General features: G+C 42.0%; 10 protein-coding genes and 1 pseudogene. 4 read left to right on the top strand and 7 right to left on the bottom strand.

Translation table 11 applies throughout. The features are described from left to right. The first annotated feature begins 487 nt into the window (after positions 1–487). Positions 488–1705: pseudogene (locus NST34_RS15400) on the top strand (IS110 family transposase). Positions 1706–1931: 226 nt separating this feature from the next. Here NST34_RS15400 and NST34_RS15395 read toward each other — a convergent pair. Further along, a complete protein-coding gene (locus NST34_RS15395; protein WP_076286966.1) occupies positions 1932–2285 on the bottom strand; it encodes a VOC family protein in 354 nt (117 codons plus the stop codon). A 76-nt stretch (positions 2286–2361) separates the two neighbouring features. Next, entirely contained in the window at positions 2362–3162 is an 801-nt protein-coding gene (locus NST34_RS15390) for a phosphotransferase (RefSeq protein ID WP_339271321.1), read from the bottom strand. Between the two features lie 333 nt (positions 3163–3495). Here NST34_RS15390 and NST34_RS15385 point away from each other — a divergent pair, with 333 nt between their 5' ends. Then, the gene (locus NST34_RS15385) at positions 3496–6492 is read left to right on the top strand and encodes an ATP-binding protein (protein ID WP_341128189.1); all 2997 of its coding nucleotides are present in this window, start codon (positions 3496–3498) and stop codon (positions 6490–6492) included. 59 nt (positions 6493–6551) lie between these two features. Here NST34_RS15385 and NST34_RS15380 read toward each other — a convergent pair whose 3' ends face one another. The 5 genes from NST34_RS15380 to NST34_RS15360 form a co-directional block, all read right to left on the bottom strand. Then, the gene (locus NST34_RS15380; RefSeq protein WP_341128188.1) at positions 6552–7346 is read right to left on the bottom strand and encodes an SDR family NAD(P)-dependent oxidoreductase; all 795 of its coding nucleotides are present in this window, start codon (positions 7344–7346) and stop codon (positions 6552–6554) included. A 92-nt stretch (positions 7347–7438) separates the two neighbouring features. After that, positions 7439–8467, bottom strand: a complete 1029-nt coding sequence (locus NST34_RS15375; RefSeq protein WP_341128187.1) for an AraC family transcriptional regulator — start codon at positions 8465–8467, stop codon at positions 7439–7441. 40 nt (positions 8468–8507) lie between these two features. After that, the gene (locus NST34_RS15370) at positions 8508–9458 is read right to left on the bottom strand and encodes an LLM class flavin-dependent oxidoreductase (RefSeq protein WP_341128186.1); all 951 of its coding nucleotides are present in this window, start codon (positions 9456–9458) and stop codon (positions 8508–8510) included. Next, positions 9439–9801 (bottom strand): hypothetical protein, encoded by a 363-nt coding sequence (locus NST34_RS15365; protein WP_042188220.1) that lies wholly within the window; start codon positions 9799–9801, stop codon positions 9439–9441. The genes NST34_RS15370 and NST34_RS15365 overlap by 20 nt, the downstream gene beginning before the upstream one ends. A 52-nt stretch (positions 9802–9853) precedes the next feature. Beyond that, the gene (locus NST34_RS15360) at positions 9854–10303 is read right to left on the bottom strand and encodes an OsmC family protein (RefSeq protein ID WP_076286972.1); all 450 of its coding nucleotides are present in this window, start codon (positions 10301–10303) and stop codon (positions 9854–9856) included. Between the two features lie 151 nt (positions 10304–10454). Here NST34_RS15360 and NST34_RS15355 point away from each other — a divergent pair, with 151 nt between their 5' ends. Together NST34_RS15355 and NST34_RS15350 are read left to right on the top strand one after the other, a co-directional pair. Beyond that, positions 10455–10937: a nucleoside deaminase gene (locus NST34_RS15355; RefSeq protein WP_341128185.1), complete on the top strand. Its 483-nt coding sequence runs from the start codon at positions 10455–10457 to the stop codon at positions 10935–10937. A gap of 141 nt (positions 10938–11078) precedes the next feature. After that, on the top strand, positions 11079–12053 hold the full coding sequence (locus NST34_RS15350) for a glycoside hydrolase family 43 protein (RefSeq protein ID WP_341128184.1): 975 nt from the start codon (positions 11079–11081) through the stop codon (positions 12051–12053). Positions 12054–12069: the final 16 nt, after the last annotated feature.

Here is a 12069-nt window from a genome sequence, read left to right as displayed (position 1 = left end):
TTATTTCTTAATGATACCCGTACTATTTCGTAAATCAGTTTCCCTTATTTTTGACATAACTCTTCTTGGGAACCAGTCGATGTCTTCATCCGGGTTCTACAGGGCAGTACTTTCCTCAAAGAGTTTTAAATCAAATCATTCTCTTTTTGTAAACGGAATCCTGCGCACCTCTATAAAAACTTGCCCCTACTTATGATACGGTTCCCCGCGTTTGATCTTCAACTCTCCTGCCCGTTCGTATTATGAGATCAACCAGTTCTTTCTGGTTGATCCTTTTTTCATTTGCATAGAGGATTAAAGTAGCCTGGTCGAACGTACCTGCCCGTGGGACTTGATCCCGAGAGCTATAATGTTCACCCCTACTTGTCATGACCATGATTGAGGCTGGTTGGGACGTAAGATCCCGTATAACAAGCGATGCTATGGAGCGACAAGAAGATCAACCTTAGGGGATGCCGGTGAATCTACACTTACAAGGGAAGATGAAATGAATCCAGTTATCGGTCTAGATATTTCTAAAGAAGAAAGCCATGGACAAGCCTTTCTAGAGCGCGGAAAGCCATTCCAAGGGATATTCCACTTCGAGCACACTCGAGATGGTTTAGCAAATTTCCTTCAAGTTTTAACAGAAGTTGAATTTGCATCTCAACAACGTCCTTTGCTTATTCTAGAAGCAACCGGTCATTATCAAAGTCCCGTTGTTCAGTTCCTAGAGGAACATCATTATATTTATATTGTTATTAATCCGCTCATCTCAAATCGGCTTAGGAAGTCTCAACTTCGTAAAGTAAAGACGGATGCTGCTGACGCTTACCTATTGGGAGAGCTGTACTACAAAGAAGAATTTGAACTGTTTAAGAAAAGAGGTGTGCAACTTCTCAATCTGCGCTATCTTACAAGACAATATGAGTCTCTTTCAAAGATGTGTGTACAGACAAAACTACAATTCCAAGCTGTTTTAGATCAGGTTTTCCCTGCTTACAAAGGTGTCTTTGGAGCTATGTATTCCGGTATTTCATTACAGTTTTTAAGTGAATTCCCAACCTCATATTCAGTATTACAGACGGATGAAAACACACTCAAATCTAAGATGAAAGAACTGCTTTCTTCAAAACGGGGGCGTTCAGAGGACTGGATTAACCAACGGGTGCAACGGGTGCAACGGCTGCTAGTTGCGGCAAAACAAAACCCATTTCAGCAAACCATGTATGCAAGCCACTTAATCAATTTGAAAGTCCTTATTACCCTCATTCTTCAGTACCAAGAGCATCTTACTGGATTGGAACAGAACATAGATGCTCTGGCTGAAGACATTGAAGAATATGAATTAATTCAGTCGATTTCTGGTATTGGGCATAAAATTGCGGCAACAATTTTATCTGAAATTGGAGAAGTCGACCGATTTGATCATCCTAAAAAGCTAGTCGCCTTTGCAGGCATTGATCCAAGTGTCTTTGCTTCAGGTAGGTTTACAGCAACTCGAAATTGAATCACGAAACGTGGTTCCAGGCAGTTGCGTTACGCGCTGGTTTTGGCTGTCCAATGCGGATTAATTCGCGCTCGTAATATACGAATCAAAGAATTCTACAATCGTAAGAAAGCCAAAGGAAAACCACATAAAGTGGCTCTAGTCGCATGTGCCAATAAATTGGTGCATTGGCTATATGCCATCATGAAAAACAAAAAAACATTCCGGATTGCTTAATACGAAACCAATGGTATAACCTTCCAAATACAATACAATTGGGGGGGTTATTTGGCTTACCTACTTTTAAATATAACATATGATTGGGCTTTACTTTACTGGTAATCTTGACAAGCTATTAGCTGGTATAGTTTAAAATTAAAAGGAGCTACCCTATAGGAAGCTCCTCCACTATCGTTTCATGATTGTTTAACAATCTAGATTTCTGCACGCCGTGATCGTTTATCTAATGTCCATGAGCAAGGATGTTGATAAGTTTGCCAAATGGGTCGCGGACATAGAATCGCCGAACACCCCAAGGCTCATCAACAGGTCCATATTCAATCGTATATCCAGCACTCTTCATACGTTCAAACACTGCATCGACATCATCAACTTCAATCGATAGATCAGGAGTAGGCGTATTGGAGCCGCCCTGTGATGCGAAGCTTATTTGAATGTTCTCCTTCCCCAGTAAGCCGTATGTTTCAATCCAACCATGATCCATCAATAAATCAAGCTCGAGTACGTCCTGGTAAAAGCTTTTTGCTGCCGAAACATTCTGAGTTTTAATATTTGTGACAATTCGTTTTACTCTCATTCTCAGACCTCAATTCTAATGGTATACTTTTTTAATTTTATTCTATGATCCTGTCCGTGAGCGGAATATCCGAATTTTATATCCAATCTTCGAAATGATCTGTTACAAACCTAATCTCACTCTCATAGTGGGCCAAGTGACCCTCATCAACCATTTTCTGAAAGGCAGGATTCCCATCAGCAGCACCATTTCTCAACGTATCACACAGTACTATCAAACGTTGTATAATCCACTGTCGCAGATTATTTGGAACGGGAATTCCATAAGCTTCAAAAAACAAATGAATTCGCCGACGTCGCTCTACGTCATGTATTTCACATTGGTATGCTACTATGGTTCCAGAAGTATGGTCAGGTGCAAAACTCGCTAGTGGAACAGATGTGTAAAGGGTGTACGCAATGTCCCACATACGCGGACCTGGACCTGCCATGTCAAAATCAATGAGCGCCACAGGAGCCTCCTTTTGAAAGACAACATTATACAACGCTGCGTCATTATGACAGATCACTTCATGTTCGGCATCCTCGGCATAGCTGAGCTGCCATCTGTCCTCCATATTGGGCCTGAACACTGTAGTCACATCATGGAAACGACGTATAAGGTGTGCCAGACCCACAAGCGTTTCGTCCGTCCACATATACGGTTCAAGGTTTGGATAATTATTCCCTGGAACTTCTCCAGGAATAAATGTCAATATTTCACGACCAGAATCATCGATTCCGAGGAATTTTGGTGCTCCCTCATAGCCCTGTTGTTCCAAATGTTTGAGTAGTTCATGAACATTCGGACTCCAATAACCTAAAGGGCGGCGAACAGTGTTCGCCATACGGACTATATGATTTACATTACCGCCTTTTAACACTTCTTCCTTAGGCATTAGGTTCATTCCTTTTCTTTTCAGTGCATTACCTGTTGCAGATTTTGACCTGTTAGCGATGAAAACTCCCTCTCTAATAATAACAATATTTACAAGTTATTGTTTAGAAAGAACAATTATAACTATACTGTCCTTTAAGATCATTGCTGGCATTTGCTCATCTTATATAAATAAAGCCATTTTAGAATCTAGATTAGAATTATTTGCTATAATGTTCTCATGAAAAATAATACGATCCTAAACAAATTAGCTATCATTCTACTTTTTATCAGCGTTCTCTTTGGCTTACGCTGCATTTGGTTCAGCATATTTAAGGTTTCCAACAATGTACCTATGATTAGCAACGGTGTACTGGATTTACGTGGTCAGGATCTGGAGAAGGCTAACTTAATCAGGCTAGATGGTGAATGGAGCTTCTATCCTTCGCAATTCGTTTCGTCCAAAACTTCGACTATACCAAAGCTAACCCATTCGCTTCAAGTTCCCGGAAATTGGAACCACGCCATGGGAACTGATCAGACAACTTCATATGGATACGGGACTTACCGTCTGCGTATTTTGGTAGAACCGCTTCAGGAGCCTATCTCGTTCTGGATCAAACAAATTTATTCCGCGTCCAGTGTGGAAATTAACGGTACCCCTATTCTCAATAATGGGACAGTTTCTCTCGATGCCAATACATATGCACCAAAAACCACCTCATTTACAGCATCATATTTTTCGAAAAATATGACAGAAATAGATGTACTTATTCAGGTAGCAAACTTTGATCACCCCTATAAAGGCGGTATTAGTGGGCCTATTTTCTTTGGCTCTCAGGAAGTGGTTAACCGGACAAATTTTTATACCGTTGGATTTCAAATACTTACTGCAATCATCCTGCTACTACATGGGCTGTATGCCTGTATTCTGTATTTATTTAATCCTAAAGAACGTGCCCTGTTTCTTGTAGGGCTAATGACATTATCTGTAGCCGTAATCCTTTTAGCCCGAAATGACAATTTAGTTCTAGCATTACTGCCGATTAATTACACTTGGTCATTAAAAATCCGTTTAATCGCCTTCTTATGGCAGAACCTTTTTATTCTGCTTGTTTTCAGGAAATTCACCTCAGGTGCCGAAGTCAACAAGTGGTTACGTGTTTACACGTGGTGTCTTTTCCTTTATACCTTATTTATATTTATCGTTCCTGCTTATTTGGTCAGTACATCGATTCACTGGGGAATCATTCAAGTGTTTCAGTATATCCCCTTCATCTGGTTAATATATAGCTTGGGGCGCTTATTGTTCAAAAGGCAAGATGAAAAAGATGTTGTTTTTCTACTGATATCAGGTGCGGCCATCATCTCTAATTTGTTATGGAATTTGTGGGATAATAACGGCCATTATTCAATTGTTTACTATCCTGTGGATATTATTGCCGCCATCGTTGGCTTCTCAGCTTATTGGTTTAAAAAGTATTTTCAGAATGCCAAAGAGAACATGGAGCTAAATGAACAGCTGAAAAAAGCGGACAAACTCAAGGATCAGTTTCTCGCCAATACTTCTCACGAGCTGAGAACACCAGTTCATGGAATTATGAATATCGCGCAAAATATAATAACGAAGGAAAAGGATAGACTCTACGAGAGTAGCCGGCAAGATATGGAGTTACTGATTACTATCAGCCGCCGTATGTCCCATATGCTTGGTGATCTACTGGATGTAGTACGTCTTCAAGAGCATCGCGTTATTTTGCATCAGGAGCCTATTTTGGTTCAATCGGTGGTTCCCGGAGTCATCAATATGCTTCAATATATGATTGAAGGCAAACCGGTACGGCTATCCATGAACATACCAGAATCTATGCCTCCTATTCTTGCGGATGAGAAACGACTAGTACAAGTATTATTAAATCTAGTGCACAACGCGCTCAAATACACCGAGCAAGGACTTGTTTCTGTTTCAGCTGAGGAAAAAGACGCTCATGTCTTTATATATGTAACAGATACCGGAGTAGGCATGACCGAAGAGACCATGGCGCGGGTATTCCTCCCCTATGAGCAAGGCCCTCACGGAATAAATGACGGGCGTGGAATTGGACTGGGACTAAGCATTAGTAGGCAGTTGGTAGAACTACATGGTGGCAGCTTGAGCATACATTCTGAACTCGGCAAAGGTTCAACTTTCAGTTTTGCACTACCCCTTGCTGATTCCTATAGCGAACAGATAGTAAGAGAGGTTTCACCTATAACAACGTATACACCAGATGAGATTTATAAGCAGATGGCTGAATGGGGGATTTCCGAACAAACTAATCAACACACTGACAAAATCCCGCCACTCTTTACAGATGCGAAGGTGAATCTCTTGGTCGTAGATGATGACCCTGTTAATCTGAATGTGCTAAAGGGCATTCTCGAAAACGAACCTTATCTCATTACGACAGTGAACTCAGCACAAGAGGCACTGGATTGGCTAGATAAAAAGAGTTGGGATTTACTGATTAGTGATGTAATGATGCCGCATATGTCAGGATATGAATTAACGCAAAAGGTTCGCGCTCGTTATTCCCTATATGAGCTCCCAGTGCTATTGCTGACTGCCCGCAGTCAACCTGAGGATATTTACACTGGATTCTACTCCGGCGCAAATGATTATGTTACCAAACCGGTGGAGGCAGTTGAACTCAAATATCGCATTCGAGCCTTAACAGCGATGAAAATTTCTTTTAATGAACGGGTGCGTATTGAAGCGGCTTATCTACAGGCACAGATACAACCCCATTTCTTGTTCAATACATTGAACTCTATTGCGGCACTCAGTGATATGGATACTAAAAAGATGCAAGAGCTCATCACTGCATTTACTTCCTTTTTGCGAATCAGCTTTGACTTTTTAAATATCGGAGAACTCGTGAACCTTTCTCATGAACTAGAGCTGGTAGAATCTTATTTGTATATTGAACAAACACGATTTGCAGAACGAATTTCCGTTGTTTGGGAGGTAGATCCAGACATTAATATCCTGTTACCCCCTCTATCCATCCAACCCTTGGTAGAAAATGCTATCAAGCATGGTCTGCTCAAGCGTCAACAGGGGGGTACCGTTTATATTCGGATCTCACGTCTGAACAATGCTGTAAAGATCGAAGTGGAGGATAATGGGCAAGGTATGGATCATAGAACGCTCGCGTTGTTGCTGGAACCGACCATAAAAGCTAAAAGTGGCATCGGACTGGCTAACACCCATCGAAGACTGATGCAATTGTATGGTCAGGGTCTTTTTATTCAAAGTAAACAAGATGAAGGTACTTTGGTATCCTTTGTTATACCGGAGGACAGTGAATAATATATCAAATAAAAAAAGCCATTCCATAAGGAGTGGCTTTTTGTGTATCGATACTACATTTAGAAAATAGTAGGTACCATGCCCCCATCCATACGGATCGGAGAACCTTTAAATGCAGAGGCATAGGGACTGCTCAAAAATGCTGCTAGTCTACCTATTTCATTAGGTTTAATAAATCGCTGTATTTCAGATTGAGGTAAGTTTTTAGCCATGAAGTTTTTCTCTTTTTCTGAAAAAGTCAACGCTTCACCTGGGTACATTCCATCAATGATTTGGTGCACGTTTTCAGAGAGTGTTGGTCCTGGCATGATAGTATTGACGGTAACTTCTGTTCCGATTGTTAATTTTGATAAGCTTTTTGCTAATGATAATAGCATTGATTTTGTCATTGCATACTGTGGCATTTGAGCTGACGGCATTATTGCTTCTTCACTAGCGATAAAGATCACGCGACCAAAATTGTTTTCTAACATTTTTGGTAAATAAAATTTTGTTAATCCATTTGCAGCAAGAACATTCGTACGGATGTATTTTTCAAATATTTCATCATCAACGTCGTCATAGCTCATCAGTTCATAAATCCCCATATTATTAACTAAAATATCGATATGGGAGTGTTTTTCAAATAAAGCTTCTCTTTGCTCCATATCTACAATATCGGCTGTAGCATTCAGTGGAGAAGTTTCCGGAAATTTTGCTTTAATTTCATTTACTGTTTGTTCTACCTTTTCATAATTACGTCCATTTATTAGTACATTAACGCCTTCATTGGCAAGTTCAAAGGCGATAGCTTTACCAATACCTTTTGTTGATCCTGTAATTAAAGCTGTCTTATTGTTTAATCCCATATCCATATTTCATTTCTCCTTTAATCATGGCGAATTAATTAGCAGTTTCTCAAGAACTGTACTGAGCATCGGCTAGTATTTATACTATCTTACCGGGATTATTCAGTAACTAGTGTCTTGCGCCAAACTTCTTGTTTAACACGCCAATTTGAAGGAGTATCTCCTTCCCAAAGTCGGAAGGCACGGTAGAACGAGTTCTGATCTTCATATCCGATCAAGAAAGCCACCTCTTTAACATCGAGGGAAGGATCTGCTAAATATGCTCGCGCCTGCTCATGTCTGGCTTGTGTCAGCAAATGCTTGAAGCTCGTATTTTCTTCAGTAAGCCTCCGCTGTAAGGTACGAGCACTCATCCTTAGCTCTTTAGCAACGGTTTGAATCTCGGGTTGGCCTACGCTAAGGCTGCGTTTCATAATCCATTTGACCCTTTCAGTAATTGAGCGACTGCCCTGCTGTTCAGCAAGTGTCCGATCCAAAACGGGAGTCAGAATTTCTAGCAACTCTTCGTTATACGAGATAAAGGGCAGATCCAAATCACTTCGTCGTAGTGTTAAGCGGTTAGTCTCAGCACCGATCTGAATTCGACAGCCGAAATAAGCCTCAAGAACCTGTAAATTCCCTATGGGTTGTGAAAATTCTACAAACTGCGCTGTCATAGGTATACCAGTTCCCCGCCGCCCAAGCTCCAATAAAAACGCCAGTGTAAGACCAAGCAGCAGCGGTGGACTGGAATACTCGGGATGCTGCCAATTCAATTCGATTGCACACAACTCTCCCTCCTCGACGATATGCAAGCTTTCTGGAGGGCACATTCGTTTATAGCGCACCATTCGGTTTAGAGCGTCGCGATAATCTTTAGCATGATAAGTGGCTAAGACGGTCGGCGGATATTGTGTGGTTTCAAAAACGGTTGCTAGCTTGATGATTCCCTCAGCAGTGTCTCCAACGAGATCCGAATATGCCTGCCAGATAGCGAAATATTGGGCTGTGGTGACTGCTGACTCCGTGATAAGGCTCAGGGGAAGACTTGCTTTACTGGCTATATCTTGAGCGGTTATCCCTAATTGAATTAATCCAGCCCAAAATCCGGGAGGGATTTTAATGGAGTCAGAGGTATGAGTCTGCATCTATGTGGACCTCCTTTAGCATCATTGCATGAAGAAAGGGCTAGTTAGAATTCAAGCAAGCGCGGGCAAGCAACTCAAACGAATGCAACCGTTTCTCATAGTCTGGAATCATAGTAACGATAATGAATTCATCAACTCCATACAAGTGAGATAACTGTTCCAGCTTTTCTTTGATATTTTTGGGTGTGCCTATCAGCAGTTTACGTTCCAAAAGCTTGGATTTCTCTTCGGCTGAGCCTTCTTGTTGAAATAATGTCATACCGGAAGAGGCTAGCCGCTCTGCTTCTTCCTCAGTCTCGGCGCAAATAACGCCAACAGCTACGATAGCCCGAGGGCTAGCATTAACTGAAGAAGGGATAAAAGCTTCACGGTAAGCTTGCAAAATCTCTTCCCCAGCTACATCGCTCATGAATTGACCAAACACATAGCCTGCTCCAAACTCGGCAGCATATGCCGCACTTTTCTTGTTTGTACCCAGCATCCACAGCTCTGGCGATTCGGGTGGAGTCGGACGGGCGGTTATCTTACGTCCTTCATATGAATAGTTCCCCTGCAACAATTCGGTGACTCCCTTAAGCAGTTCCGGCATTTTCCAAACATTTTCGAGAAAATTTCCGCTCAGCGCTAAGCTTACTTCAGCAGCACCGCCAGGAGCCCTGCCTAACCCAAGGTCGATGCGTCCCGGATATAAACTTGCCAGCAAATGAAAAGATTCCACTACTTTTAACGGCTTATAGTGCGGCAGCAATAAAGCTCCCGATCCGATGCGGATATGCTGTGTTCTCGCTCCGATATGCGATAAAAACACCTCTGTGGAGGTACACGCTAAACCCGGCATATCATGATGTTCGGCAACCCAATAACGAGTATATCCCAGTCTTTCAGCTGTTCGAGCCAGTTCCACCGCTTGTCCTAATGCAAAGCTTGCATCCACATTATCAAATACAGGTACAAGGTCCAAAACGCTAAGCTTAATGGATGTCGTTGTCATGGCTACGTCCTACTCGAGGGTTTCGGTAAAATTCAATCATATCAATAAAAGTAACCTTGTAATCGCCGGCAATCGCTGCCAGATTATACATTCGTCCATGGCCGTCTTCTTTGGACGCGAACACAACATCATGCCGCAGCTTATCCATAATCACTTTGCCGATGAACTGGTGCTCGTATTCCGCATATTTCTTTTTAAACTCTTCATTAAATTCCAGCAGGTCCTGATAAGAACGCTCAAGCATTGCATTTACCAAGGTCAGTTCATTGCCCTCTTTTTGTACCGCTACGTAATAATTCCCACGCTCATCCTTGATCAAATCCTTATACAACTCAACGTTCAAAGTTAATTTCTCCTCTCTGATTCCTAAGGGATAACTCCTTTAGAACTTAACCTTACATACTTGATGTTAGCACTGTTGGCTCTGTGGTAATTTGTACGTTTCCTGCTACAGCTCTGGAAATCATACAAGAGCCTTCTGCTTTATGGGCAATACGAATTGCTTTATCAATATCGTCCTGTGACGCATCTTCGGTAAGTGTGATGATGGGTGAATGTTTGATCGCTTCATATGTAAAAATGTTATTTGTTACATCCACTGTCGCCTCTGATGTTAACGTCAGGCTGGAAGTCGTAAGCCCTGATCGCTCCAGCATAGCTGCTAGTGTAATGAGATAGCAGGTTGCCGCCGCACCCAGTAGCATCTCATCCGGATTCGTTCCAACTCCTGGCCCGCCCATTTCTTTCGGAATGGAGATTTGAGTCTTGAGTTGTCCAGCTTCAATCGTTCCCTCACTATTACGACCGCCGTTCCATACGGCATTTAATATAAATGGGTGTTTCATTTCTAGATGTCCTCCCTATCTTGAAATTGCATGACATATTTTTAATCGAATACTTTACATGCTAACATAGAAGAATGCGGTGAACAAACAGGCTCAGGCCTACTGTTCGTGAGATTTATCTATAAATTAAATTTCGGGAGGCTCTATCATCATGTTAAACGATACCGATATCAAACATCTTCAGCGTTGTATTGAACTTGCCCGAATTGCACTCGAGGTTGGGGACGAACCTTTCGGCTCCATCCTGGTCTCAGCAAATGGAGAGGTCTTGGCCGAAGACAGTAACCATGTAGGCGGTGGTGACCATACTCAGCACCCCGAATTCGCTTTAGCTCGCTGGGCAGCTCAGAATATGTCACTGGAAGAACGTAAGCAGGCAACTGTGTATACTTCCGGGGAACATTGCCCTATGTGTGCGGCGGCTCACGGTTGGGTTCAATTAGGAAGGATTGTATATGCCAGTTCTTCGCAGCAATTATCACAGTGGTTAAGCGAAATAGGCATTGCAGCATCACCTGTCCGTAATTTGACCATTCAGGAAGTTATCCATTATGCAGTCGTAGATGGCCCTGTAACGGAGCTTGCAGAACAAGTGCGGGAACTTCATCGACAATTCCACGGACAAAGACAGTAGTAAAAAAAGAACCTTTGAATAAAGGTTCTTTTTTATGTTCTAAACTTTGTGGGGTATAAACTATAGTTGCTATATATACAGAGTCCTAAAGTTCTTATACCATTAACTTTGTAAGCGATTAACTTTATAGGAGGAAATGATTTGACAAAGCCTGTGCAGCCCAATGAACCTCTCGTAACTCATATTTATACTGCGGATCCTTCCGCTCATGTATTTGAAGGTAAAATTTATATTTATCCCTCACATGACCTGGATCACGAAATGATCTCTAATGACAACGGTGACCAATATAATATGGAGGATTACCATGTTCTTTCTATTGATGGAGATGGCTCCCCTTGTGTTGACCACGGTGAAGTGCTTCATGTGAAGGATGTTCCATGGGCTAAGCAGCAAATGTGGGCTCCGGATGCAGCATACAAAAACAATACCTACTATTTGTTTTTCCCAGCTAGAGACCATGACGATATTTTCCGAATTGGGGTCGCCACCTCAGCTTCACCTTCCGGACCCTTTACACCTGAACCAAGCTACATTCCCGGCAGTTATAGCATTGATCCCGCCGTTTTCGTTGATGATGATGGCAAATCATATATATACTTTGGTGGTCTTTGGGGAGGTCAACTTGAAAAATGGCAAACCGGCTCATTTGTTCCGGATGCTGAGGGGCCGTCTGAAACGGCACCAGCTCTTGGACCTATCGTAGCGGAGTTGAGCGAGGATATGCTGAGCTTTGAAGGTGAACCTAGAGAAATATCCATCATCGATACAAACGGAAATCCGATTCTTGCTGGAGATGAGGAGAGAAGATATTTTGAAGGTCCATGGGTTCATAAATACAACGGGTGTTATTATCTTTCTTATTCCACTGGTACTACCCACAATATTGTATACGCTATCAGTAAAGATCCGCTTGGACCTTATGAATATCAAGGAAAAATCCTTTCTCCAGTGTTAGGCTGGACAACGCACCATTCTATTGTTCAGTTTAAAGAGAAATGGTATTTATTTTATCATGACAGTTCTTTGTCTGGTGGAACTGACAACAAGCGTTCTGTAAAATATACAGAGCTGAGATACAACGATGATGGCACCATTCAAACCATCCATCCTTAGTTTTTATTAAAATGGA

Origin of the sequence: Paenibacillus sp. FSL H7-0714, from assembly GCF_038003765.1 — a bacterium.
Taxonomy (GTDB): Bacteria; Bacillota; Bacilli; order Paenibacillales; family Paenibacillaceae; genus Paenibacillus_AQ.
This window is presented reverse-complemented; position numbering and strand designations above follow the sequence as displayed.

Excerpts from the sequence above, each read along its gene's own strand:
- NST34_RS15395 (WP_076286966.1), bottom strand. The coding sequence starts at position 2,285 with ATGAGAGTAAAACGAATTGTCACAAATATTAAAACTCAGAATGTTTCG.
- NST34_RS15390 (WP_339271321.1), bottom strand. The coding sequence starts at position 3,162 with ATGCCTAAGGAAGAAGTGTTAAAAGGCGGTAATGTAAATCATATAGTC.
- NST34_RS15385 (WP_341128189.1), top strand. The coding sequence starts at position 3,496 with ATGATTAGCAACGGTGTACTGGATTTACGTGGTCAGGATCTGGAGAAG.
- NST34_RS15380 (WP_341128188.1), bottom strand. The coding sequence starts at position 7,346 with ATGGATATGGGATTAAACAATAAGACAGCTTTAATTACAGGATCAACA.
- NST34_RS15375 (WP_341128187.1), bottom strand. The coding sequence starts at position 8,467 with ATGCAGACTCATACCTCTGACTCCATTAAAATCCCTCCCGGATTTTGG.
- NST34_RS15370 (WP_341128186.1), bottom strand. The coding sequence starts at position 9,458 with ATGACAACGACATCCATTAAGCTTAGCGTTTTGGACCTTGTACCTGTA.
- NST34_RS15360 (WP_076286972.1), bottom strand. The coding sequence starts at position 10,303 with ATGAAACACCCATTTATATTAAATGCCGTATGGAACGGCGGTCGTAAT.
- NST34_RS15355 (WP_341128185.1), top strand. The coding sequence starts at position 10,455 with ATGTTAAACGATACCGATATCAAACATCTTCAGCGTTGTATTGAACTT.